This window comes from Nocardia arthritidis (assembly GCF_011801145.1).
Lineage (GTDB): Bacteria > Actinomycetota > Actinomycetes > Mycobacteriales > Mycobacteriaceae > Nocardia > Nocardia arthritidis_A.
This window is the reverse complement of record NZ_CP046172.1, coordinates 9,757,509-9,780,361: the sequence shown is the minus strand read 5'-3', so window position 1 is coordinate 9,780,361 and position 22,853 is coordinate 9,757,509. Positions and strand designations below refer to the sequence as shown.

Annotated in this window: 25 protein-coding genes; 16 read left to right on the top strand and 9 right to left on the bottom strand. The window is 67.2% G+C overall.

Annotated features, from left to right (window positions below):
* Window positions 1-61: 61 nt before the first annotated feature.
* The 5 genes from F5544_RS44675 (at window position 62) to F5544_RS44655 (ending at window position 3,609) form a co-directional block, all read left to right on the top strand.
* Entirely contained in the window at window positions 62-670 is a 609-nt protein-coding gene (locus F5544_RS44675) for a L,D-transpeptidase (RefSeq protein ID WP_238846995.1), read from the top strand.
* Between the two features lie 115 nt (window positions 671-785).
* Window positions 786-1,166: a YybH family protein gene (locus tag F5544_RS44670; protein ID WP_167478707.1), complete on the top strand. Its 381-nt coding sequence runs from the start codon at window positions 786-788 to the stop codon at window positions 1,164-1,166.
* A gap of 178 nt (window positions 1,167-1,344) precedes the next feature.
* Window positions 1,345-2,247, top strand: coding sequence for a hypothetical protein (locus F5544_RS44665; RefSeq protein ID WP_238846994.1), 903 nt, complete (start codon window positions 1,345-1,347; stop codon window positions 2,245-2,247).
* A gap of 162 nt (window positions 2,248-2,409) precedes the next feature.
* A complete protein-coding gene (locus tag F5544_RS44660; RefSeq protein ID WP_167478706.1) occupies window positions 2,410-2,859 on the top strand; it encodes a nitroreductase family deazaflavin-dependent oxidoreductase in 450 nt (149 codons plus the stop codon).
* A 117-nt stretch (window positions 2,860-2,976) separates the two neighbouring features.
* A complete protein-coding gene (locus F5544_RS44655) occupies window positions 2,977-3,609 on the top strand; it encodes a maleylpyruvate isomerase N-terminal domain-containing protein (RefSeq protein ID WP_167478705.1) in 633 nt (210 codons plus the stop codon).
* Between the two features lie 44 nt (window positions 3,610-3,653).
* Here F5544_RS44655 and aroQ read toward each other — a convergent pair whose 3' ends face one another.
* Both aroQ and F5544_RS44645 read right to left on the bottom strand, forming a co-directional pair.
* The gene (aroQ, locus tag F5544_RS44650; protein WP_167478704.1) at window positions 3,654-4,085 is read right to left on the bottom strand and encodes a type II 3-dehydroquinate dehydratase; all 432 of its coding nucleotides are present in this window, start codon (window positions 4,083-4,085) and stop codon (window positions 3,654-3,656) included.
* A gap of 10 nt (window positions 4,086-4,095) precedes the next feature.
* Window positions 4,096-4,689, bottom strand: a complete 594-nt coding sequence (locus F5544_RS44645; protein WP_167478703.1) for a hypothetical protein — start codon at window positions 4,687-4,689, stop codon at window positions 4,096-4,098.
* A gap of 446 nt (window positions 4,690-5,135) precedes the next feature.
* On the opposite strand from F5544_RS44645, the gene F5544_RS44640 reads away from it, so the two are divergent.
* Entirely contained in the window at window positions 5,136-6,728 is a 1,593-nt protein-coding gene (locus F5544_RS44640) for an NTF2-like N-terminal transpeptidase domain-containing protein (protein WP_238846993.1), read from the top strand.
* A 6-nt stretch (window positions 6,729-6,734) separates the two neighbouring features.
* Here the strand turns inward: F5544_RS44640 and F5544_RS44635 are convergent, their stop codons facing one another.
* From F5544_RS44635 to F5544_RS44620, 4 genes are all read right to left on the bottom strand, one after another.
* Window positions 6,735-7,082, bottom strand: a complete 348-nt coding sequence (locus F5544_RS44635) for a DUF3054 domain-containing protein (protein WP_167478702.1) — start codon at window positions 7,080-7,082, stop codon at window positions 6,735-6,737.
* A 62-nt stretch (window positions 7,083-7,144) separates the two neighbouring features.
* On the bottom strand, window positions 7,145-8,233 hold the full coding sequence (locus F5544_RS44630; RefSeq protein WP_167478701.1) for a lysylphosphatidylglycerol synthase transmembrane domain-containing protein: 1,089 nt from the start codon (window positions 8,231-8,233) through the stop codon (window positions 7,145-7,147).
* A gap of 57 nt (window positions 8,234-8,290) precedes the next feature.
* Complete coding sequence (locus F5544_RS44625; RefSeq protein WP_174867674.1) at window positions 8,291-9,814, bottom strand: adenylate/guanylate cyclase domain-containing protein; 1,524 nt, start codon at window positions 9,812-9,814, stop codon at window positions 8,291-8,293.
* Window positions 9,815-10,056: 242 nt separating this feature from the next.
* The gene (locus F5544_RS44620) at window positions 10,057-10,632 is read right to left on the bottom strand and encodes a hypothetical protein (RefSeq protein ID WP_167478700.1); all 576 of its coding nucleotides are present in this window, start codon (window positions 10,630-10,632) and stop codon (window positions 10,057-10,059) included.
* Between the two features lie 58 nt (window positions 10,633-10,690).
* Here F5544_RS44620 and F5544_RS44615 point away from each other — a divergent pair, with 58 nt between their 5' ends.
* Window positions 10,691-11,188, top strand: a complete 498-nt coding sequence (locus tag F5544_RS44615) for a MarR family winged helix-turn-helix transcriptional regulator (protein WP_167478699.1) — start codon at window positions 10,691-10,693, stop codon at window positions 11,186-11,188.
* A 141-nt stretch (window positions 11,189-11,329) separates the two neighbouring features.
* Here the strand turns inward: F5544_RS44615 and F5544_RS44610 are convergent, their stop codons facing one another.
* Window positions 11,330-11,878 (bottom strand): TetR/AcrR family transcriptional regulator, encoded by a 549-nt coding sequence (locus F5544_RS44610; protein WP_167478698.1) that lies wholly within the window; start codon window positions 11,876-11,878, stop codon window positions 11,330-11,332.
* A gap of 126 nt (window positions 11,879-12,004) precedes the next feature.
* Between F5544_RS44610 and F5544_RS44605 the strand changes: the two genes are divergently transcribed.
* The gene (locus F5544_RS44605) at window positions 12,005-12,511 is read left to right on the top strand and encodes a hypothetical protein (protein ID WP_167478697.1); all 507 of its coding nucleotides are present in this window, start codon (window positions 12,005-12,007) and stop codon (window positions 12,509-12,511) included.
* Between the two features lie 183 nt (window positions 12,512-12,694).
* Complete coding sequence (locus tag F5544_RS44600; protein WP_167478696.1) at window positions 12,695-13,885, top strand: NAD(P)/FAD-dependent oxidoreductase; 1,191 nt, start codon at window positions 12,695-12,697, stop codon at window positions 13,883-13,885.
* A gap of 202 nt (window positions 13,886-14,087) precedes the next feature.
* Here F5544_RS44600 and F5544_RS44595 read toward each other — a convergent pair whose 3' ends face one another.
* The gene (locus tag F5544_RS44595) at window positions 14,088-14,741 is read right to left on the bottom strand and encodes a TetR/AcrR family transcriptional regulator (protein WP_167478695.1); all 654 of its coding nucleotides are present in this window, start codon (window positions 14,739-14,741) and stop codon (window positions 14,088-14,090) included.
* A 164-nt stretch (window positions 14,742-14,905) separates the two neighbouring features.
* Between F5544_RS44595 and F5544_RS44590 the strand changes: the two genes are divergently transcribed.
* The 6 genes from F5544_RS44590 to F5544_RS44565 all read left to right on the top strand — a co-directional run bounded on the left by F5544_RS44590 (window position 14,906) and on the right by F5544_RS44565 (window position 20,950).
* On the top strand, window positions 14,906-15,322 hold the full coding sequence (locus tag F5544_RS44590; RefSeq protein WP_174867533.1) for a hypothetical protein: 417 nt from the start codon (window positions 14,906-14,908) through the stop codon (window positions 15,320-15,322).
* A 108-nt stretch (window positions 15,323-15,430) separates the two neighbouring features.
* Window positions 15,431-16,900: a carboxylesterase/lipase family protein gene (locus tag F5544_RS44585; protein WP_238846992.1), complete on the top strand. Its 1,470-nt coding sequence runs from the start codon at window positions 15,431-15,433 to the stop codon at window positions 16,898-16,900.
* A gap of 230 nt (window positions 16,901-17,130) precedes the next feature.
* A complete protein-coding gene (locus F5544_RS44580; RefSeq protein ID WP_238847560.1) occupies window positions 17,131-18,369 on the top strand; it encodes an AI-2E family transporter in 1,239 nt (412 codons plus the stop codon).
* Window positions 18,347-19,519 (top strand): MacS family sensor histidine kinase, encoded by a 1,173-nt coding sequence (gene macS / locus F5544_RS44575; RefSeq protein WP_167478693.1) that lies wholly within the window; start codon window positions 18,347-18,349, stop codon window positions 19,517-19,519. Before F5544_RS44580 ends, macS begins: the two co-directional genes overlap by 23 nt.
* Window positions 19,520-19,569: 50 nt before the next feature.
* The gene (locus F5544_RS44570) at window positions 19,570-20,202 is read left to right on the top strand and encodes a response regulator (protein WP_238847559.1); all 633 of its coding nucleotides are present in this window, start codon (window positions 19,570-19,572) and stop codon (window positions 20,200-20,202) included.
* 85 nt (window positions 20,203-20,287) lie between these two features.
* A complete protein-coding gene (locus tag F5544_RS44565) occupies window positions 20,288-20,950 on the top strand; it encodes a DUF1707 SHOCT-like domain-containing protein (protein WP_167478691.1) in 663 nt (220 codons plus the stop codon).
* Window positions 20,951-20,956: 6 nt separating this feature from the next.
* On the opposite strand, the gene F5544_RS44560 is transcribed toward F5544_RS44565, so the two are convergent.
* On the bottom strand, window positions 20,957-22,150 hold the full coding sequence (locus tag F5544_RS44560) for a helix-turn-helix domain-containing protein (protein ID WP_167478690.1): 1,194 nt from the start codon (window positions 22,148-22,150) through the stop codon (window positions 20,957-20,959).
* Window positions 22,151-22,334: 184 nt separating this feature from the next.
* Here F5544_RS44560 and F5544_RS44555 point away from each other — a divergent pair, with 184 nt between their 5' ends.
* A complete protein-coding gene (locus F5544_RS44555) occupies window positions 22,335-22,781 on the top strand; it encodes a hypothetical protein (protein WP_167478689.1) in 447 nt (148 codons plus the stop codon).
* The last annotated feature ends 72 nt before the right edge of the window (window positions 22,782-22,853 follow it).

The following is a 22,853-nucleotide window of genomic DNA, read 5'->3' as shown; positions in this document are numbered from 1 at the left end:
GCGGTTTCGGATATTAGCGTTCCGGTGCGCTTGGCATCGGGCCGTGGAGAGGACGAAATAGGTGGGCAGACACCGGAAAAAGAGCGAGAGTGCGATCAACCGGTGGGGTGCTCGGGCCGCGGTTGTCGCCGGAGTGACGGCCGCCGGATTCGGGACGGAGGTTTCCGCGCAGGCTCAACCGCTGTGGTCGGCGGGTCCGTTGTGGCCCGCCGGTCCGCTGTGGTCGGCGGGCCCCGAGGTGCCCGCCGGGCCGGAAATTCCGGATTTGCCGAGCGTGCCCGCGCTTCCGGGACTTCCCGCGCTGCTGCCGCCCGCACCGGTAACGGCGCCGTGCTCGGCGCATGCCCGAGCCTGCTTCCGGCTGTCTACGAACGAGGGCTGGCTGATGGACAGCGGGAAGGTGACCTACGGTCCCACCCCGGTCTCGTTCGGGCGGCCCGGTTATGAAACGCCACCCGGTGTTTTTCGCGTCAATTTCAAGGAGATCTACCACTGGAGCACGCTGCACAACGCGGAAATGCGCTATGCGGTCTTCTTCAACGGGGATATCGCCACCCACATCGGGCCGATCGAGGAGCCGTCACACGGCTGCGTCCGAATGACGCCGGACGGCGCCCGCGCATTCTTCGAATACCTCGAACCCGGTGACGTGGTCGAGGTAGTGGAGTAGCACCACGGGGATTGACCGTTTCCGACCATGCCGGGGCAGATTTCCACCTCGCCGCGGATTCGGCGGGTGCGGACCATTGAGGTCCAATCACCGGTACGCGGAAGGGAATACCGTCATGGACACCCGGATCACCGATCCCGCTCAGCTACCCGCCGTCTTCGAGGAGCGCCTCAACGCGGGCGACGTGGCAGGCGTGCTGGCGCTCCTCGCGCCCGGCGCGGTAATGCGCACCACCTCGGGCGCCGTCATCACCGGTCGGGACGACCTGCACCGCGAGATCAGCGGCACGGTCGCCGCGGGCGCGCGGCTGGCCAACACCCCGAGGCACGCGCTCGTCGCCGCGGATTCGGCGCTACTGGTCACCGACTGGACCCTCGAAATCGATGCCCCCGATGGCACGCGCGTATTCCCCAGCGGCACAACGGCAAATATCGCTCGGCAGGTCGACGGCGGCCAATGGCGCTTCGCCGTACTCAATCCCCTCGGGACCGTGTGACGCTGCTGTGAAAGTGGGGATAGCCCAAGGAATTCGGGCTATTCCCGTATGTGGAGGTGGGGCCTCCGGTCGATTACGCTCACGGTGCCTCCTCGCTGGCGACCGTCGACACCGTACGCGAGGTGCGTTGTACCGATTATTCGCACGCTCGTGGCGTTCGTCATCGATTGGAAGCCGCATGAACCTCAGAAGTCTCTCCGCCGCAGCACTATTCGCCATCGGCGGCTTGGTTGTCGGTGTAGGGACCGCAGGCGCCGACCCCGCACCTGCCGATACGGTGCCCGGATACTCGGTCACCGGACCCGGAGCGATTACCCTGCAGCCCGAGCCGCCGCAGACCGCGAGCGCCGCCGTCACGGATGGCACGGGTGCGACGGTGACTTCGCTACCGCTCGAGTTCAAGGTCGCCGACTCCACACCCGCCGCTGCCGGACTCAAATACTCGGTCAAGCTGGTGGACAAGACCGTCGTCGCCACGCTCAAAGGTGGGACGTTCGCGCTCGTCGAGCGGCCTGGCGATACGCCCGATGCGCCGAAGGCTCAGATCGTCGACATCAAGGACGACAAGGGCGCGACGGTGCTCTCGCTACCGCTCGAGTTCAAGGTCGACGGGGCCGCGGTGCCGGTCAAGGCGGTCGCCGCGAAGGACAACACCGTGCTGGAGCTCACCCCGGACAAGCCGGCGGGTGTGCAGGTCGCCGACCGGCAGTTCGTGGTCAAGCCGATCGCCTCGGCGGTCGAGGACGAGCGGGCGCGCAACGACTTCTCCAGCAAGTTCGGTCTCGCGACGACGATCGGCCAATTCGTCGGCACCGCCATCGGCGCGGGTGTCGGCTGCGTCTTCGGTCTGCCGCTGTTCGGCGTCGGCTGCCTGCCCGGGATCGTCACCGGCGCGAGCATCGGCGGCCTGATCGGCACCATTGTCGCGGGCGGTCCGACGCTGGTCGTCGCGGGTATCGACCTGCTCAACACGATGCAGGCCGAGCCGGGCACCACCAAGTGGGCCGACAAGCCGCAGGTGGAGTCGCAGCCGCAGGTGGAGTCGACCGCGCCCACCGCGGCGGACGTACCGCACAACTGATCCCACTCCGAATCGACCCCGGCCGCACCGGCCGGGGTCGTTTTGCGTTCAGGGCCTTGTTCACCTGCGAAAACAAGAAAGAGAGCGCTGCTCTTGACTTATTACCCGCCCCGGTGTGACACTTGTTCACAACAGAGAGCAGTGCTCACAAAGGAGAAGGCCATGAACGCCCAAGCCACCCGCTACCTCGCCCCCACCGGCTTCGACCCGATCATGAACAAGATCGCCAACTGGCTGCCCCGGGTCGGCATCAGCGTCATGGGCTCGCGACTGCTCGCGGTGCGCGGCCGCAAGACCGGCGAATGGCGGACCACGATGGTGAACCTGCTGATCGACGCCGACGGCACCCGCTATCTGGTGGCACCCCGCGGCCACACCCAGTGGGTGCGCAACCTGCGGGCCGCGGGCGATGGTGAACTGCGGCTCGGCCGTAAGGCCGAGGCGTTCACCGCCACCGAGATCGCCGATGCGAACAAGGTTGCGGTGCTGCGCCTCTACCTGCAGAAGTGGGGCTGGGAGGTCGGCAAATTCTTCGAAGGCGTCACCAACGACTCCACCGACGCCGAATTGGCCGCGATCGCACCGGGTTTCCCGGTCTTCCGGATCGCCTGAAACCCGCGCCGCACCCGTCTTCGAACTGTACGGGGTGCCAGCTAGAAGCCAGCGATCGAGATGCCCACGAGGCGGGATCGGGATACGGTTCCGTGGGCATAGTTGAAGGGCGAGGGTTTGAGCGCGATCAGGGATGCGTATTTGGCGGCGGCCGAGTCGGCGGCGCGGCTGCTCGCCGATCCGGCGGTGGCCGCGGTGTGGGATCGGCCGAGTGCGTTGCCGGAGTTCAGTGTTCGCGGGCTCGCCGGTCACCTGGGCGCACAGGTCCTGCACGTATCGCGAGCGCTGGCGGCCGAGGTTCCCGACGGCGTTCCGCTGACGGTTGCCGAATTCTATGCTGGGGCCACCGCATTCGAGGCCGACGTGGACGACGAGATCAGCGTGCGCATCCGGCAAGGCGGTGAGGCCGCGGCGGCGCAGGGCGCACAGGCGCTGGTCGCCGAGGTCGAATCGACTGTGGCTCAGCAGCGTTCGGCCCTGGCGGCCGAGCCCGCCCACCGTATCGTCGCGTTCTTCACCGGCAAATTGCTACTGGACGATTTCCTGCTGACCCGCTTGATGGAGATCGTCGTGCACTCGGACGACCTCGCCGTGAGCGCCAACATCACGACACCCCCGCTCCCGCCGCAGGTTTTCGAACCCGTACTCGACCTGCTCGCCCGACTGGCGGTGGCCCGCCACGGCCAAACGGCCGTACTGCGCGCACTCAGCCGGGCCGAACGGGCGCCCGAGACCATCGCGGGTATCTGAAACCGCCCAGCGGACAGTACGATTCGCCGCCCGCTCAGCGAAACCTATGCGCGACAGAGGAATTCGATAGCGGCCGCGTAACCGTACACACCCATCCCGGCGACCACCGCGGTCGCGATCGGCGAAATATACGAATGGTGCCGGAATTCCTCGCGGGCGTGCACATTGCTGATGTGCACCTCGACGATCGGCACCTCCGGAATCACGAGTGCGTCGCGCAGCGCCACCGAGGTGTGGGTCAACCCGCCGGGATTGATGACGATGCCGGATTCGGCGCCGCGCGCCTGGTGGATCCGGTCGATCAGCGCCCCTTCGGAATTCGACTGGAACGCGGTGATCTCGCGGCCGAACCGGGCCGCCGTCCGCTTGCACAGATCGACGACATCGTCCAGCGTCGCCGCCCCGTACACCTCGGGCTGGCGGGTGCCGAGCATATTCAGGTTCGGGCCGTTGAGCACGAGGATCGGATCCACCATGACGGCAACTCTATAAGCCCTGCGGACCTTCCGAACGCAGGTCGTCGACCTTGCGCATGGCCTCGCGCAGTTCCGCGAGCCAGGCCTCGGCATGCTGGCCCGCCAGCTTGACGGTCCAGGCCAGGGCATCGGAGCGGGAGCGCGCGACGCCGGCGTCGACGAGGGTGTCGAGCACCTTGCGCTCGGGCTGGCGCAGCCGGGTCATCACCGGAACGGCCAGATGGGTGAACATGATTCGGTTGCCGTCCACCGAAACGCCCCAGGCCACATTGCGGCCGTAGCGCTGCTGGGCCTCGGATGCGATCTGCATGCGCGCGGGCCGGGTGCTCTCCCGGTAGCGCGCGACGATGCCTTCCTTGGTGGCGGCGGGGATTTCGGCCGCGGGGGTGTCCGCGTCCTGCGGCTGATCGGCGGCGGGGTCGAAGGCGAGTTCACCGATGACGACGATCTCGTCGCGGTCGATCTCGATGGTCGGCGGCCCGGTGAACCAGTCGCCGGGCAATCGTCCGGCGAACCAGTCGGCCGCATCGGAGACGTCCGGCAGGTCGGCCTGTTGCCAGCCGCCGGTCCGCCCGAAACCCCGGCCGCGATGTGTGTGCCTCATGGGGATCACCTACTTACTGTGCTGCGTTACTTGCAATGATTACAAGATTACGTCGATAGTGGGCGCACGTGTTCCGCTCTGTGCGAACGGGACCGGCGCCGCAGGCCCGTCGCGGAAACGCCGACCTGGACCGTTATCGCCACAGTTCAAGTCGGGGCCGGTACGGTAACGGCGCTGGTTTGTCCCGGTGACGTACGGGCAACGCTATGGTCAGCCACTACTCCTGGGATAATTCGGGCAGAATTGAGATGCTGAGCATGGGTAACGTCTTCGGCGGCCGGGCGGCCGGCGGGCAGTCCGATTCAGGTACGGTGGTCTTGTTGCTGGAGTGACAAGAGTGAAGAGTGGGCGACATGGATGTGTGGGGATCCCGCCGCTTTCGCGTCCGGGGCGCATTGGCACTCACGGGTGTGGCGGCTCTCGCGATTGCGATGGGATCGTGTGGTTTGCACCAGAAGACGAATGAGCCGGAGGCCATCGTCGAACGTTTCACCAGCCTGCTCGACGACGAGAACGCCGTCGATGCCGCACAGCTCACCTCATACCCCAGCGCGGCTACGGCAACCCTGAAGCAAATGTTCGCGGGCCTGCAGCCGGGCAAGGTCGACTACAAGAAGACCCAATTCATCGGCCTCGACGCGGAATCCGCGATCTTCAGCATGGACGTCGCCTGGAATTTCGGCGAGAACCGGAACTGGAACTACACGCTGCAGGGCACCATCCGCAAGCTGGCCATCGGCTGGCGCATCTCCTGGGATCCCAGCGTCGTGATGCCGCAACTCGACCACAACCGCACCGTGCGCCTGGTGCGCACCATCCCGACCCCGGCCCCGAAGGTCAACGACATCGCGGGCCAGCCGCTGATGGCCGAGCAGACCATCAACGTCATCAAACTCGATCCGGCCAAAATCACCGATCCGGTCCTGTCCACCAACGCGCTGGCCAAGGCGATCGAACCGGTCGCGCCGCTGATCACCGGTCCGGCGCTGCTGCAGCAGCTGTCCACCTCACAGGGCAAACCGATCGTCGCGGTGAACCTGCGCGATGCCGATTTCGCGATCCTGGAATCGGATATGGCGCGCGTACCCGGTGTGGTGATGGAGAAGCAGCCGCGGCTGATCTCCGTGGACCGCCGGATCTGGTCGCCGATGCTGGACGCGCTGAGCAAGGTGCAGGCCGACAGCCAGACCCAGCATTCCGGTTGGGGCGTACAGGTTTTCGAACAGGACGGCCGCTACGTCACCCAGCTCGCGGGGCAGCAGGGGCCGCCGGGCCCGGATATCGCGGCGACCATGGATCAGAAATTGCAGCGCGCGGCCGAGGACGCGGTGGTGAGCGTCGGCACCCCGGCATCGATCGTCGCCATCCAGCCGTCCAGCGGCGCGGTGGTCGCGGTCGCGCAGAACAGCCAGGCCAGCGAGCACGGGCCGGTCGCCTTCACCGGCCTGTATCCGGTCGGCGGGCTGCTCGAACTGTTCCGCAACATCGCCGCGGTCGACAAAGGTAAAGCGCCACAGGATATTTCGGTTCAGGATGCGGCGGAGACCGCGCCCCAGCTCGGGGTCGGCGTCGATTTCAAGGTGCCCGGACTCGACGAGGTCACCGGCCGGATCACCGCGGCGGGCCGCAGCGCCGAACAGGTGCGTCAGGGCGGCGGCAACGACGCGGTGCTGGCCAGCCCGTACGGGATGGCCATCGCGGCGGCGGCCGTCGCACGCGGTGCGATCGTCGCGCCGATGATCGAGGTCGGGCGGCCGGGTGCCACCGATGCGAAGCTGACTCCGCTGGCCCAGCCGGTGCAGGATCGGCTGCGGGCCATGCTGCGCGAGTCGACGGATCGGCCGGAATTCGCCGGCCTGCGGGCCTATCGCGACGTCTCCGGATATATCGCGAATTCGGGACCCGACGGCTGGCTGATCGCCACCATGGGCGATCTGGCCTTCGCCATCCACATCAACGACATCGACAGCGATAACGCGACGGTCCGGATGGCCGCCCGCATGCTGCAATCGCTGGCCACCCCGGATCGGGACAAGTGAATTCGGTCAGAACTTCAAGGCTTTGACCGCCGCCCGCCAGCCGAGCAGGAACAGCGCGAGCACCGCCGCCGCGACGAGCACGAACGAGAACGCGATGGTCTGACCGCTCACCACGCGCAACACCATGCCGCCGATCAGCGTGCACAGCCAGATCAGAATTCCGGTGGGCCACAGGGCGGTTCGGGGTAGCCGGTTCACCAGCACGACCACCCAGCCGATCGCCAGACCGGTCGCGAACGGCCATAGGGTGCGCAGCAGGCCCGTGAAGACCGCCTCGTCGTGACTGCGCCTGCCGATCGCGCAGAACAAGATCACAAGCAGTGCATCGACCGCCAACGCCACCAGTTTCTTCACGCCGGACAGCGTAGTTGCCGCGCTCGGCGACCCCGCTTCGCGACACAGCCGACCTCCGCCGCTCAGAAGCCGCGGCGCTGTTCGAATTCCTTCTCGAATTCGGCGTCGGTGGCATCCGGTTTGCGGAACAGGAACAGGAAGACGATCCAGCCGACAACGGCCACCAGGATAAAGCTGACCAGGCGATACACGAAGGCCGCCGCGAACGCCTGCGCCGCGGGCAGCCCGGCGCCGACGGTGAGACCGTAGAACAGAGTCGCGTCGACATAGACGATTCCGCCCGGCGCGAACGGAATCGTGCCCACCGCCTTACCCGCGGCGAACGCGATGAGCAGCCCGGCCAGCTTCGGCTCCGCACCGACCGCGTAACAGGCGGCGCCGAGGCATGCCACATCCGCGAACCGGTGCACCAGCGCCCACCCCGTCACCCAGGCGCCGTCCCGCTTGCCGAGGTCCACCGACTCCAATTGCGCCAGCACCTCGACGATTTTGTCCATGCCCGCGTCGGTGGGCCGCTTGCGCAGCCGGTTGATCGTGGCGAGCCCGCGCCGCAGCACGGCTTGTAGCGCACCCGGATTGTTCGATACGTAATTGCCCGCGGCCACCAGCACCAGCACCCCGGCCACCGAGAGAATCGGCTTGTACGGTCCGATGTGATCGCCGACCAGCACCGCGCCGCCGACGCCGAGCAGTGCGAGCCCCGCCGCCGCGACCACCCCGGAAAACACCAGCTGCCAGGACGCGACGATCGGGCTCGCGCCCCAGCGCCGGGTCTGCCGGTAGGTGAACGCGGTCGAAAACACCTGTCCGGCGGGCAAAGTCACCGACATGGCGGTGGCGCCGTACACCACGGCCACCGATTTCCCCTGGGTGACCCGCACCCCGCCCGCGCGCAGCAGCTGCTTCTGAATCCTGCCGAAACCGCTCATCGAAAGCGCCTGCATCCAGATGCAGACCACAACCCAATCCCAGTGCAGCTCGGTGAGTTTCGCCCATGAGTTGTGCAGCTGCGGCCACAGATACCAGCCCTCGCCGATCAGCAGGGCGAGCAGCGCGCTGCCGAGCACCCAGCGGACCCACCAGAATCTGCCCCGGCCCTCGGCCGCGGGCGGTATCGGATTCGCCGCGCTGCCCGGACCCGGCGTGGTCATGCCGCGCTACCGATGGGTGCGGGTGGTCCGGCTAGTTCCCCGTTGGCCGTCACGAGGTCAGCGTAACGAATTGGCCGATTCCAGGTCCGTATCGTCGGCCACCGGGTCGGCGGTTTGTCTGGGCCAGGCCAGCCGGGTCTTCCTGCGGCGGCCGCGCAGCTGCACCTCGGCGCCGGTTTCCCACCGGTCTTGTTCGTCCTCGTCGGCGAAATACAGTGCGCTGCCGGAGGCCAGCACCCGGCCCGGCTGATCCTTGGCCAGCTCGGTCAGCCGGGACGCTTCGTTCACCGGGTCACCGATCACTGTGTACTCGAAACGGTTTGCCGCGCCGATATTTCCGGCGACGGCCAGCCCCGCGGAAACACCGATGCCGATATCGAGACCGGGCACCTCGCGCAGCGTTTCCCGCAGTTCCCTGGCGGCGGCCAGGGCCGCGGTCGGCGCGTCGGGACGATCGAGCGGCGCGCCGAAAATGGCGAGCGCAGCGTCGCCGACGAATTTGTTGACGAAGCCGTTGTGCCGGTCGATCACATCGACGACGATCCGGAAGAATTCGTTGAGCAGGCTCACCACCTCGGTGGGCGGACGTTCCGCCGCGGTGGCCGTCGAACCGACCATATCCACGAACAGCACTGCGACGAACCGGGTTTCGCCGCCCAGCTCGGTGCCGTAGGCCAGCGCCCGCTTGGCCACATCCTCGCCCACATGCTGGCCGAACAGCTCCTGGAGTTGGCGTCGCTTGGCCGCCTCCTCCATCATCCGGTTGAAACCGACCTGCAGCAGCCCGATCTCGCTGCCGTCGAACACCTCTACCTGCACGTCGCGGGCGCCCTCCTGCACCCGGTCGATGGCCTGGCTGAGCTGGCGGATCGGGTCGGAAATGCTGGAGCCGGTGAGCATGGAGAGCGCGAGCGCCTGCGAAATCACCACACCGCACAGCAGCAGGATCGAGATCGCCAGCGAGGTGGCGCTGAACTTCACGTCGGAGGAGATCTGGGTGATGCACAGCAGCACGATGGCGAAGGTCGGCGCGAAAGTGCCCATGCCCCAGGTCATCGCCATCCGGGTGCCGACGCCCGGGGTGAGGGTGTGATCGAACGCGCCCTCGGTCAGCGCCTCGGCCGCCACCGGGCGCAGAATCCGCTCGCCGAGCATGTAGGTGAAGCCGAAGACGATCGTGGCCGCCATGCATTCGGTGACGACGACGGTCGCGGCCAGCTTCGGTTCCACCGAAATGATCAGCGCCGCCATGACCGCGCCGCCGACCATCCACAGCCCCAGATGCAGGATGGCCTGGCGCAGCGGTGCGTGCAGCGCCGCCATCTGCTCCTGCCTGCTCGGCGGGCCGCCGCGCAGCTGCCAGCGCATCACCGGGCGCAGCATCAGCGCGGACGCGACCATGCTGAGCAGGCCGCCGATCACGAAGATCAGGGCCGGGATCAGCAGGCCGATGCTCCTGACACTGTGTGTGGAGCCCTCGGGAACGGGGAGTCCGTACTGGATGAACGCCCACACCAGAATCGCGCCGAAGGCATTGGCCAGCAGCATCGATGTCAGGTACAGCGGCCAGCGCGTTCGCATGGTCTGTTTGACCGCTTCCAGGGGCGCCGACACGGATTCCAATCTAGCGGTTCCCGGCCATGTTCCGATCATGTGAGCATGGTCGCCACAAGCGGCCGCGCCCAGGTTTGGACGATTGCCTAATGGGCGCTGTCGACGAAGTCGTCGGCAGACCCGCGCACGGCCGGAGCGAATGCGGAGGTACGCCTAATCGAGGTGCCGTCGGTGTGTGCGGGGTTTGGATCGGCCGCCACTTCCGATGGTCATGATGGTTGGAGTGTCGACCGGCGGCGGGCGGGTGCGGTGGCTGTCGTGGCGATCAGCGCGGCTCCGGCGGCGAGAACGGGAACGGCGTAGGACAGCATGTCGCTGATACCGACCGACGTTGCCATGGCCAGACCGAATGTCGTGAGCAGTGCGGCCGCTGCCGCGGCGGCGTACCGGATCGCGTAACCGATCAGTAGGGCCAGGCCCAGTGTGAATTCGGCTGCGGTGGCCGTGGCCGCCGCGGTCGGCGCAAGTGGTGCGAGCCGGAGGGGCAACAGCTTTCGCGTGTAGTCGGTGAAGGCGCTGTACTCGCCCCAGGACACTCCGCTGCTTCCCGGCCCGCCCAATAGCCCGAACCGATCGGCCACCGAACCGAGTAGCAGCAGACCGACCAGGATTCGCGCCGCAATCATCGAAGGTCGATAGCGCGCGGCCGTTGCCACCATTACCCCGACGGAGGCGGCGACGAGCGCGGTGATCCACCCGATCGACCCGTGGGCGAACAGCAGCCATGCCACCTCGATCCCCAGCATCATTGCGGTGGTTGCGATTGCGATCGTGCGGGCGATCATGAACCCCTCCAGGCAGATAGTAAGGTGGTTGACCAAAAGAGTAGAGAGGGCCCAGAAAATGGTCAAGCGCCTGACTAATCCGCTGTCGGATCGTCCGCCACCGCTGGGGAATCTGCTGAACGCGGCCGCCCGCACCCTGGCGGCCGAACTCGACGCGGGCCTCGCGGCGGCCGGGTTCGCCGATGTGCGCGCCGCGCACGCACCGGTGTTCCAGGTCATCGACCCCGAGGGCACCCGGTCCAGTGTGCTGGCCGAACGCGCGGGAATGACCAAACAGGCCATGGGAGAACTGGTCCGTCACCTCGAGAGCCGAGGTTATGTCGAGAGCATCCCGGACCCCGCCGACGGTCGTGCCCGGCTTGTGCGACTGACCTCCCGCGGCTGGTCGGTCGTCGACGCGGGCCTCGCGGTGGTGCAGCGGTTCGATGAGCATCTCGACGCCATCATCGGCAGGGATGAGGTGGCGCGATTGCGATCCACCTTGCTCGCGGTTATCGGCGGCGCCGGATCGTCTTATGTCACCGGACAGTCCGTCACCGCAATGCAGACCGACTGAAGTCGCGGTTTCGAGCTCCGGATCGGCTACCGGGACAACGGTATCGACCAATCCCAGGTCGAGAACCTCGGCTCGAAGAGCTCGATCACAAGTCGTCGGAAGGTCGATCTCGCATGTGATGCGGACCGCTTGCCGGGCGGTCTACCCCAGGATCAGCTGGGCGGCGCTTTCGATGATTTCGGCGCGCGTGCCGGTGCGGTGGCCGGCCGCGATCAGGTAATCGGCGATCACCAGGGAGAACGCCAGCATGGCGCGGGCCTCGACATCGCGCGGGTCGTCGCTGATCGTGCCGATCAGGTCACGCAGATAGTCCATGCGGCGGTTGTCGACGCGCTCGAGTCGGGCGGCGACGGCCGGATCGCGGCGCGCCCATTCCCGCACGGCGAGATCGATCGGCAGCAGCTCCTTCGAGAACGTCAGCCGACCGGCCCTGCGCACCTTGCTCGCGGCGTCGCCGCCCTCCTGCTCGACGCGCGAACGCACCTCGTCGATGCTGCGGTGTTCCCAGGAGTCGAGGACGGCGTCGAGCAACTCCTGGCGGCTGGAGAACTGCCGATAGAACCCGCCCCTGGTCACATTCAATTGGGCCGCAAGGGTTTCCACGCGGACGGCGTCCGGTCCCGACTCGGACAAGATTGCCAGAGCGGCGTCGATCCAGGCTTGCCGCGGAGTTCGCACCGGTGGGGCCATCGGCAGTCAACCAATCAGTCGCAGGGGCTCTTGATTACACCATTCATGATAGATACAGTACTGTTCTGTATCTATCATTGGCGGCCCGCCGCCTTGTGCTTGCGGGATCGATCGACAGGAAGTCATATGACGCGTCAAAGGATGAGCGAGAACCATGCCGACATCGGGCCGTCGCGAGTCGACATTGTGAATACCGACGCCGAAATGCTCGCAGTCAGTACTTTGACCAACATTCAGCACACCGATGCGCATCTATTGCGCATCGACCATGCCCCCGATCGCGATGCCGAGCAATGGGCCCGGGCGGTCATGGAGGACGTGCCCGCCGAGGTGCGGGCCGCACTCGAACGAGCATGGCAGGTCATCGCCCTCCGTCTGACCCCCGGCGGTACCGACGCCATCGCGGGTTGGTCGATCGCGCACAACCGTCCCGACTATGTACTGCTGCAGGCCGAATCCGCCTTGGGCTTCGAAGGGCAACTGCTGTTCCAATGCCGCCAGAGCGGCCTTGTGCTGGCGACGTTCGTTCAATTCCACGACCCCGCCTCGCGAACCGTGTGGGAACGGGTGCTGCCCGCACATCTGGGATTCGTCCGTTCGCTACTGGAAGCCCAAATCGGCAAGCTCGCATGAAAGTCGTGAGATGACTTGTGACCGAACATCTTCCGATTAGGACGTCGCGACGGCACGGCTTGTGAGCGCAATGGCTGAACAGTCGTATCGAAAGCCCGGATCAAGTGATCTGGGTCACGGGATGTCAGAAATTCTGTCGCTCAGTTGTCACGTATTCGAGCCCATCAGAACGAAGGAAAAACCATGAACCAGAACATCGATGTGATCGTGATCGGCGGCGGATACGCCGGAGTGATGGCGGCAAATCGCCTGACGCAACGCGACGGTGTGCGGGTGACCGTGATCAATCCGCGGTCGGTCTTCGTCCCGCGGCTGCGGCTGCACCAGCTGGTCGGCGGCACCCACGACGCGGTCGTCGACTACACCGAAATCCTGGCCGACGGTGTCCGGCTGGTCGTCGACAGCGTGACCCGGATCGACGCGACCGAGCGCAGCGTGACACTGGCCGAGGGCGGCACACTCGGCTACGACTACCTGATCTACGCGGTCGGCAGCGGCAATGCCGGGCCGCGGGTGCCGGGCGCGGCCGAGTTCGCTTATCCGATAGCGACTTTGGAGTCCGCGCAGCGGCTGCGGTCGGCGCTCCTCGATACGCCCATGACGGCTGCGGTGACGGTTATCGGGGGCGGACCGACCGGGATCGAGACCGCGGCGGAGCTGGCCGAGCAGGGCCGCGACGTCACCCTGGTGTGCGGCGGCGTCCTCGGTCCGTACCTGCACCCGAAGGCCCGGCGCACCGCCCGCAAGTACTTCGCCAAGCTGGGGGTGAACGTCATCGAGGGACCCGGGGCGGCGGTCACCGCGATCACACGGGACACCGTGGAAATCGGCGACGGCCGGACACTGACGAGTGCGATCACGATCTGGACGGCCGGCTTCGGGGTGCCCGACCTGGCCGCCCGCAGCGGATTGCGCACCGACGACGCCGGGCGACTGCTCACCGACGAGACGCTGACCAGCATCGATGATGAGCGCATCATCGCGGCGGGCGACTCGTCGGCGCCGTCGGACCTACCGTTCCGGATGAGCGCCTACACCGCATACTGCCTGGGCGCCCACGCCGCCGACACCCTGCTGCACCGGATCGCGGGGGAACAGCCCACGCCGATCGATCTGTCGTTCCCCGCGATGTGCCTCAGCTTCGGCCGCGAAGCCGGGATCTACCAGCTCGGCCGCAAGAACGATACGGCGATGCGGCTGTACTTCAGCGGCTTCGTCGGGCGCAAGCTCAAGGAATTCGCCTGCCAGGCGGGCATCAAGCACCTGGCGACCGAGGCGCGCAAGCCCGGCGCACACCACTGGTTCAAGGACGGTAAGCACCGGCCGATGCTGCTACAGGCCCAGCGCGACAATGCGGCGGCACCGGTCGCGTAGCGACACCGAGATCCGCGGTATGCCGGCTACGGTGGAATGCACTGCGGCGCAATCGGATTCGATGATCAACAACTCGAGCGCCAGGAAGGCTCGGTCTAATCGCCGCCACGCGTCGATGCCGGTTTCCGCTGCTTGTAGTGGGCACAACGGATTCGGACGGGATGGCCGTGGATGCCGATGGCACGCACCGCATCTGGTTCGATTACGAGCTGACTTGATCGGCGCGAGCGGCCCGGTCCCGGATTCCGGCGAGCACGGTTTCGAGCAGCCGGTCGAATTCCGTTATGGATCCGAAGTCGGCCATCCGGGGTGCGAGAGTGGCCATCGTCGGGTACCGCGCGGGGTCGAATGCGGGCACGGTTGCGGGAGTGTCGGGTCCGCCGCTGAGGACCGCCAGTAGATAGCCGTTGAGGAAGCCGAAAAGGGCCAGCGGCGTATCCGAGATGACGTGGTCGGGCAGACCGGCTGCGCGCATCCCGGTGACGAGGCGCTCCAGTGCGGTGAGTGCGGCGGGTGAGGTTTGCGGCCGGGTGGCCAGCAGCGGGACCACGTGGGGGTGCCGGTAGGCGATCTCCCGGTAGTTGTGCGCGGTCCAGCGGGCGATCTCTTCCCAGGTGGCGGGCTCATCGCCGGTGCCGGTCGGCATCTCGGCGAGTACGGCCTCGCCGACCGCGTCCAGTAGCGCCGCCTTGCCCTTGATGTGGTTGTAGATCGACATCGGATCGACTCCGAGCTCGTCGGCGAGTCGTCGCACCCCGAAGCGCTCCAGGCCGTCGCGGTCGACGAGTGCGACGGCGGCGGCCGCGATGCGCTCGTGGGTGAGCCCTGCCGAAGTGCCCTGTGTGCGTCTGGCCACGTCCGCTCCCTTTCCTTGCCAAACCTACACCGTAGGATATACCGTCGACTCGTAAACCTACGACGTAGGTTTGAGCGAAGCCGTCAGCGTCGCTCTCGGCGCGTGACCGGAAAGGAAAGTCAGTGATAGCCAAGACATTTCAGTATCGACAGGCGATCCGAGCGATGTATGCGGGCCTCGTGCTCACCGTCGTCGCCGCGGTCGTCCCGTACATCGACCGTGCCACCTCGGATCTGCTGGCCGATCACATCCGGTCGGGCTATCCCGGATACACCCGGATGGAGATCGACTCGGCCGTAACCACCTACCTGCTCCTGTTGTCCGTTATCGGAGCGCTCGGTGTCGTCGCCTGGCTCGGGACAATGTGGGCGGTCAAGAAGGACAAGCGGTGGGCCCGCCCCGCCGCGACCGGGATGTTCGTGCTCGGCGCAAGCGTCGGTCTGACCACACTGCTCACCAAGGACACCTCCGGGGACACCGGACTGCCCGCGGCGTTGGGCTGGGTCGGGATGGCGCCCAGCCTGGCGGGCCTGGTGGCCGTCGCGCTGCTGTGGCGTGGTCCGCGTACCCGATCGGTGTAGGGAAAAATCTTGAACCGCCGGACATTTCTTCGCGGCACGGCCGCGGCCTCCGCGTTCGCCGCATTGGCCGTCACCGGATGCGGCGCCGGTCGGACAGCCGAATCAATCGTGACGACACGTGCTGGGCGGGTGCGAGGCAGCGTGACGGCAGGCGTGCACGCATTCAAGGGCGTGCCCTATGCCGCGCCACCACGGGGCGTGGACCGCTATCTGCCGCCGCGCCCGGTCCAGCCGTGGACCGGGGTGCGCGACGCGCTCACCCTCGGCCCCACGCCACCGCAGCCGCCGACCCCGCCGCCGCTGGACTTCTTCGCGCCACCGATCCCCGGCGCGGACTATCTCAACCTGAACATCTGGACCCCCGACCCCGGCTCGGCGCGCCTGCCGGTAATGGTGTGGATCTACGGTGGCGGTCTCGACACCGGAAGCAACGGCCTCTACGACGGCACCGCCTTCGCCCGCGACGGCGTGGTCCTCGTCGCGATCAACTACCGGCTCGGCGCGGAAGGCTTCCTGTTCCTCGACGACGGCCTGGCGAATATCGGTCTGCTCGACCAGATTTCGGCTCTGGAATGGGTCCGCGACAATATCGCGGCCTTCGGCGGCGACCCCGGAAACGTCACCGTCTTCGGCCAGTCCTCGGGCGCGATGGCCGTCGGCACGCTGCTGGCGATGCCGCGCGCCGAGGGGCTCTTCCGGCGCGCGATCATGGAGAGCGGCGCGGGCAATATCTGCTATTCCACCGACACCGCCCGTGAGATCGGGCGGCGGCTCGTCGACAAGCTCGGTGTCGCGCCGACGCGGGAAGCCGTCGCTGCGGCCGGTGTCGAGCGCGTGCTCGCCGCCCAGTCCGCGGTCATGAGTGACCTTGCCCGGCAACCGGATCCACAGCGCTGGGGTGGTGAACCGGGGTGTCGCGTCAATATGTGGCGCTCCACGATCGACGGCGACACCCTGCCCGTCAAACCCATCGACGCGATCACCGCGGGCGTCGCCGCCGACGTGGACGTGCTGCTCGGCCACAATGCCGAGGAGGGGCGACTGTCGCTGCTGCCGTTCCGCAGCCTCGACTCGGTCACCGAGGCGGAACTGACCACGGCGATGCGACTGTACCGACTACCCGTCGACCGGGCGCTACCCGCCTACCGCACCGTCTATCCAGACGCGAATCCCGGTGCGCTGCTGGCGATCCTGCAGGCGGACTGGTTCTACACCATCCCCGGCCTGCGGCTCGCCGACGCGCGCGCCGGTGCGCCGGCGGCCACGTATATGTACGAATTCACTTGGCGCTCACCGCAATTCGAAGGACAACTCGGAGCATGTCACTTCCTCGAGGTTCCGTTCGTCTTCGACCAACTGGGCGACCGGCGGCTGCGATGGATCACCGGCCCGAACCCACCACAGCAGCTGGCCGACCTCGTCCACGGCGCCTGGGTGCGGTTCGCTCACACCGGCCGAGTGCACTGGCCGCGGTACGAACCCACCCGCAGGACCACCATGCGACTGGACGTCCAACCCATGGTCGTCGACGACCCGTACCCGAACCGGAACCTGTGGGACAGAGTCGACCTGTACTGACGCTCCGGCCATGCGGGGGCTGAGGACGGGCTTTGCCCGGCAGCGCATATCAGGCGTACCTCCGCATTCGCTCCGGCCATGCGCGGGCTCAGGACGGGCTTCGCCCGGCAGTGCATATTAGGCTCGCTGGAGTGACCGACCCGAAGGCGAGTCCCCAGCGCGCACCGTTCGAGCGGCGGTCGGCGGCCGACGGATGGGTCGCCGCCGACGCGGTGCATCCGCTCGTCCGGATGACGGCCGAATGGTGTTGGCGGCTGCTGATCATCTTCGGGACCGCCTTCACCGGCTGGCTGATCGTCCAGAAGCTTTCGACCGTTGTCATCCCGATGGCCATCGCGCTGCTGGCGGCCGCGCTGCTCGCGCCGCTGGTGAACCTGCTGAACCGGTTCGGGATCCCGCGGGCGGTCGGGGTATTCGTCGCGCTGGTCGGCTCGCTCGGGGTGCTCGCCGGGATCATGACCTTCGTCGTCGAACAGTTCATCGCCGGTGTGCCGCAGCTGTCCGACGAGGTCACCCATTCCATCCACGAGGTACAGGATTGGCTGATCAACGGGCCGCTGCACCTGAGCAATGAGCAGATCCGCAGCGCGGGCGACACCATCGTCAAATCGATCCGGTCCAATCAGGACACGCTGACCAGCGGTGCGCTGGCCACCGCGACGGTGATCGGGCACATTCTCACCGGCGCGTTCCTGACCTTCTTCATCCTGATCTTCTTCCTGTACGGCGGCGAGCAGATCTGGGAGTTCGTCACCCGGCTGATCCCGACCCAGCACCGCGAGCGGGTGCGCCTCGCCGGCCGTCTCGGCTTCGGGTCGCTGGTCGGCTTCGTCCGGATGACCGTGGTGGTGGCCGCGGTGGATGCCATCGGCATCGGCGCCGGGCTGGCGATACTCAATGTGCCGCTGGCGTTGCCGCTGGCCTCGGTGGTGTTCGTCGGCGCGTTCATTCCGGTGATCGGTGCGTTCCTGGCCGGATCCATCGCGGTTTTCATCGCGCTGGTGACCAAGGGCTGGGTCACCGCGCTGATCGTGCTCGGTGTGATCATCGCGGTGATGCAGCTGGAAAGCCATGTGCTGCAACCGTTGTTGATGGGCCGGGCGGTGAATATCCATCCGTTGGCCGTGGTGCTCGCGATCGCGTCGGGCGCGGTGGTCGGGGGGATCGGCGGCGCGCTGATGGCGGTGCCGATGGTCGCGATGCTGAATACGGCGATCCGTTCGCTGCTGGCCGACGGCCCCGAGGAGATATACGAGGAACTGATCACGGGCGACCGAAGGGTCGTACCGGATGAGCCACGAAGTCTCGATCCCGCGGACATCCTTGCCGACGCCGAGGCCGATGCCGATGCGGCGCAGTGGCCGGACGGCTCGCCGGGCGGTAAAGCCAAGGTGCCCAACGATTCCGAGAAACCGAGCGGAACCGGTTCTGTCGCAGACGAAGCCGATGGTGCGCACCCGAACGGCTGAACTCGGCCCCGATCAGATCGCGACCGCGCCGCTGTGGCGGGCCGCGCAGGCGCTGCGGCTGGTGACGCTGCTGTACGCGGTCGGGCAGCAGATCGCCTCGGTGTCGCACTATCACAACCAGCGGTTGAGCTGGGTGCTGATCGCGTTGATGGCGATGTGGTCAGGGATTTCGGCACTGTTGTTGTCCCAGTGGCATTTTCCCGAATTGGCTCGGCGGCTGCGGGTTTGGGTTGTGCTCGGCGACCACCTCGTCGTCGCGGCGCTGATGGCGTCCACCCGGTTGGTCGCCGATTACGGCTGGTTCCACGGACATCAGACGCTGCCGACCACGCTCTGGTCGGCGAATGCGGTGATCTCGGCGGGCATCCTGCTCGGACCGGTCGGCGGCATGTGCTCCGGATTGTTGATCGCGTCGGTGGCGCTCACCGTCCGCGATCAGTGGGGTCAGGACGTTTGGACCGATGCCACCGTGCCCGTGCTGGTTTCGGTCGGGTTGGCGCTCGGGCTGGCCGCCAACACGGCGCGCCGGGCGCAGGATCAGCTGCAGCGGGCCATGCGTATCACCGCGGCCGCCGAAGAGCGGGAACGACTTTCGCGTGAGGTGCACGACGGCGTGCTGCAGGTGCTCAGCTACATCAAACGGCGCGGCAGCGAAATCGGCGGGGACACCAACGAATTGGCGCAGCGCGCGGGCGAGCAGGAGGTGGCGCTGCGGACCCTGATCTCCGAACAGGGTCCGCGCCCGGATTCCGGCGCGGCCGAAGTTGATCTGCGTCCGCTGCTCACCGCGCACGCGACGCCGACGGTGTTCGTCTCGATCCCGGGGGATCCGGTGCTGGTCGGGCGCTGGGTGGCCGGCGAATTGGCGGCGGCCGTGGCGAACGCGCTGTCCAATGTCGCGCTGCATGCCGGACCGGACGCGAAAGCGTATGTGCTGCTGGAAGATACCGGTGACGAGCTGATCGTCAGCGTGCGCGACGACGGGGTCGGCATCGCGCCGGGTCGGCTGGCCGAGGCGGCGGCCGAGGGGCGGCTCGGCGTCTCCCGATCGATTGTCGGGCGACTGGCCGCGCTCGGCGGTACCGCGGAATTGCTCAGCGAGGCGGACGAATTCGGCACGGAATGGGAATTCCGGGTGCCGCGAGCATGACAGGAGGGCGTGCGGTGACCGAAGATATTGCGGCCGAGGATATTTCGATAATGGTGGTGGACGATCACCCGATGTGGCGCGATGGGGTCTCCCGTGATCTCGCCGAGGCCGGATTCCAGGTGACGGCCACCGCCGACGGCGTCGGCGCGGCCACCCGCCGGGCCGCGGCCGTGCGACCGGCGGTGGTGCTGATGGATATGCAGCTGCCCGACGGCAACGGCGCGCAGGCCACCGCCGAGGTGCTGCGGGTATCGCCGGACAGCCGGGTGCTGGTGCTCTCGGCCTCCGCCGAACGGGGGGATGTGCTCGATGCCATCAAGGCCGGGGCGTCCGGCTATCTGGTGAAGAGCGCGTCGGCGGCGGAACTGATCGATGCGGTCCGGGCCACTGCGGCCGGGCAGGCGGTGTTCACCCCGGGGCTCGCGGGTCTGGTGCTAGGCGAATACCGCAGGATGGCCACCGCGCCCGCACAGCCCGACGAGCCGCAGCGCCCCGCGCTCACCGAACGGGAGACCGAGGTGCTCCGGATGGTCGCGAAGGGCCTGTCCGCCAAGCAGATCGCGTCCCGGCTCGGGCTCAGCCATCGCACCGTGGAGAACCACGTGCAGGCGACGCTGCGAAAGCTGCAGCTGGCCAACCGGGTCGAACTCACCCGCTATGCGATCGAACAGGGGCTGGAATAGCGGCGGTATCCGACCGGGGAGGGATGGTGCGAATCCGGGATCGCCCCGATGCCGGACGCGGTGTTCGCTCGGTAATCTCGACACCATGGGTGGCCCCGATACAACGAATGGTCCCGTCGGCGACCGGGAACTGCGCGTTTCCGATGCCGAACGGGAGCATGTCGGTCAGCTGCTGCAGCGCGCGGTCGGGCTCGGCATGCTCTCGCTCGGCGAATTCACCGAGCGGATGGATACCGCGTTGGCCGCCAAGACAAGGGGCGAACTCAACGCCGTGCTCATCGACCTGCCGGGAGTCCGGTTGGTCGGCCAACCCGCCGCCCCGCAGACGCCGTTCGTGAATGCCGCGCCCCGCTACGCGAAGCGCCCGGCGCCCGCTTCCGGCGGCGATGTGATCCGCAGCCGGCTGTCCAACCTCACCCGCCGGGGTCCGTGGCAGGTCCCGCCCACCCTGCACCTGAACAACTGGTTTGCCGGCGTCACCCTCGACTTCACCGAGGCCGTGATGTCCACCCAGGTCGTCGAGGTGCGGGTGGACGATTTCCTCAGCTCGCTGACGCTGATCGTGCCCGCCGCCGCCACCGTCGATCTGAACGGTGTCGAGCTGATCGGGGCCACTGTCAACAACAAGGTGCGCACCGGGCCGCCGATGGGGCCGCTGCATGTGGTGGTGCACGGCCGGATCCGGCTGGGTTCGATCACGGCCAAGCATCCGTTCATGGCACAGTGGCGCAAGCTGATGGGCGGTTGAGCCCGGCTAGACCTTCATGCCGAGCCGAGTTGCGAAGGCGCGCAACGGAGCCCGGCGATCCTGGTCGATCAGCTCGGCGACGATGTGGCGGGGCAGTGTCTGGTATTTGATCCAGTCCGCGCCGCCGACGCGTTCGGCGTCGAGCAGCGCGGAGAACGCGCGCTCGTGCTGGCCGGTGCGGGTCAGCGCGACCGCGGTATCGGTCAGATGCCGGGCCCGCGCGGCCTGCGGTAACCCACCACCGGTGGGCGGCATGGCCTTTGCCGCGCTCAACGCCTCCGGATAGCGCTCCGCGCAGACGTTCACATCCACCGTCTGCATGATGACCTGGGAGGGGCCGAAATAGGTTTCGTAATCCCGGCGGTCGACACCGATGCGCAGTGCGATCGCCGAGGCCGTCTCGATCAGCGAGAGCGCCTCGGGTACGCGCTGTGCTCGTCCGGCGGCCGTAGCGCCTTGCAGCACAAGGGATCCGTAGGCGGACAGGTGCGCGGGAGTCGCATCACCGTCGGGTTCGAGTGCCGCGGCGGCGGTCAGTGCGACGCCGTGCGACTCCTCGTACCGGCCCTGCACCAGGAGCTGCCACGCCACCGAACCGCGAATTGTGGCCAGCAGCAACGGATCATCGCCCTTCGCCGCGGCGGTGAGCGCATGCCGGATCGCCATGAAGGCCGGATCGGTCTGCCCGAGATGCACCAGGGTGCAACCGGTTACCCAGTACATCCGGGCCAGCAGCTCGTTCGCGGCGGCGACGGCGCCGTTGTGCGCGGCGTGGACGGTGGCCCGCAATTGGGTGAGTCCCTGCGGCAGGATCGTGGTGAGCAGCTCGTAGCGTCCGGCCCAATACGCGCCCCAGGCGTATTCGACCGCGCGGGAACCCTCGGCGTGGCCGACGGCCGTTTCCTCCCGTGTCTCGCCGAGCAGGTCGTCGACGGGTGTTAAGGCGCGGCGGATCGCGACAATTCCGGCATCTGGGTTGCTGGAAGGTATCCCGTGCCGCCTGCCGATCAGGTCGGCGATGTCGACATCGAGCGCGCGGGCGATCTTCTGGAGGCTGGCAATGGACGCCGTCTGCCGCCCACCCTGCTCCAACTTGCGCACCAGATCCACACTCACCCCGGCCTGATCGGCGAGCTGACGCTGTGTCAATGCTTTGCCGCGGAATTGCCGAATGCGCACACCGATCGACGAATCGTCCATCTACCCAATTCCTTTGTTAAATCTGGGTTTCAGGGTACGAGAGTAGGCGGCCTGATTTCGTAAAAGTGGGACGTTGCGTACGACTTGTTCACCCCGCGATGGAATACCGTTGTCTTTCTGCAACTTTGAGAATGCAAAGGGGCCGCGTCAATGACCATGCGTCGAGTGTGGGAGGAGTAGGCCGGTGTTCGAAAGCTGTCACTCACCACACGACATCGCCCATCTACTGCGTCACCGATACGGGCTACCGGTCCAGGTGATCGCCGGCCGACCCATGATCACCACCGGCTCCATCCTCGGCGCCATGGTGATGCCCGCCGAACTGGGCCAGCGGGTGCTCGCGGCGGTGGAGCCGGGCTACTCCACGCCGGTCGTCGCCGACCCGGGGGAGCGCACCTGGACCTTCCTGGTGGACCCGGTACTGTCCGTCGATGTCGAGGTCCGCCGTGACCTGGCCGAACACCATGTGACGGTGGTGCCGAGCGGCCGCAACGTCATGCTCCCGGCCACCGACTCGCCGCTCGGCTGGCACTGGGCGGGCGAGCCCGAATCCGGCGTACTGCGGCTGCCGCCCCGCGCGGCCGTCATCGCCGCCGTCCACCAGACCACCGAACGGCAACTCGCCTCCTGAACCACCTGCCGGGACCGGCCCCCACTCGACTCCCGGGTGGGGACCGGTCGAGGCACCACGGCGAATTCGAGT

Excerpts from the sequence above, each read along its gene's own strand:
- F5544_RS44670 (WP_167478707.1), top strand. The coding sequence starts at position 786 with ATGGACACCCGGATCACCGATCCCGCTCAGCTACCCGCCGTCTTCGAG.
- F5544_RS44665 (WP_238846994.1), top strand. The coding sequence starts at position 1,345 with ATGAACCTCAGAAGTCTCTCCGCCGCAGCACTATTCGCCATCGGCGGC.
- F5544_RS44660 (WP_167478706.1), top strand. The coding sequence starts at position 2,410 with ATGAACGCCCAAGCCACCCGCTACCTCGCCCCCACCGGCTTCGACCCG.
- aroQ (WP_167478704.1), bottom strand. The coding sequence starts at position 4,085 with ATGGTGGATCCGATCCTCGTGCTCAACGGCCCGAACCTGAATATGCTC.
- F5544_RS44645 (WP_167478703.1), bottom strand. The coding sequence starts at position 4,689 with ATGAGGCACACACATCGCGGCCGGGGTTTCGGGCGGACCGGCGGCTGG.
- F5544_RS44630 (WP_167478701.1), bottom strand. The coding sequence starts at position 8,233 with ATGACCACGCCGGGTCCGGGCAGCGCGGCGAATCCGATACCGCCCGCG.
- F5544_RS44625 (WP_174867674.1), bottom strand. The coding sequence starts at position 9,814 with ATGCGAACGCGCTGGCCGCTGTACCTGACATCGATGCTGCTGGCCAAT.
- F5544_RS44620 (WP_167478700.1), bottom strand. The coding sequence starts at position 10,632 with ATGATCGCCCGCACGATCGCAATCGCAACCACCGCAATGATGCTGGGG.
- F5544_RS44615 (WP_167478699.1), top strand. The coding sequence starts at position 10,691 with ATGGTCAAGCGCCTGACTAATCCGCTGTCGGATCGTCCGCCACCGCTG.
- F5544_RS44610 (WP_167478698.1), bottom strand. The coding sequence starts at position 11,878 with ATGGCCCCACCGGTGCGAACTCCGCGGCAAGCCTGGATCGACGCCGCT.
- F5544_RS44605 (WP_167478697.1), top strand. The coding sequence starts at position 12,005 with ATGACGCGTCAAAGGATGAGCGAGAACCATGCCGACATCGGGCCGTCG.
- F5544_RS44600 (WP_167478696.1), top strand. The coding sequence starts at position 12,695 with ATGAACCAGAACATCGATGTGATCGTGATCGGCGGCGGATACGCCGGA.
- F5544_RS44590 (WP_174867533.1), top strand. The coding sequence starts at position 14,906 with ATGTATGCGGGCCTCGTGCTCACCGTCGTCGCCGCGGTCGTCCCGTAC.
- F5544_RS44580 (WP_238847560.1), top strand. The coding sequence starts at position 17,131 with ATGACGGCCGAATGGTGTTGGCGGCTGCTGATCATCTTCGGGACCGCC.
- macS (WP_167478693.1), top strand. The coding sequence starts at position 18,347 with ATGGTGCGCACCCGAACGGCTGAACTCGGCCCCGATCAGATCGCGACC.
- F5544_RS44570 (WP_238847559.1), top strand. The coding sequence starts at position 19,570 with ATGGTGGTGGACGATCACCCGATGTGGCGCGATGGGGTCTCCCGTGAT.
- F5544_RS44565 (WP_167478691.1), top strand. The coding sequence starts at position 20,288 with ATGGGTGGCCCCGATACAACGAATGGTCCCGTCGGCGACCGGGAACTG.
- F5544_RS44560 (WP_167478690.1), bottom strand. The coding sequence starts at position 22,150 with ATGGACGATTCGTCGATCGGTGTGCGCATTCGGCAATTCCGCGGCAAA.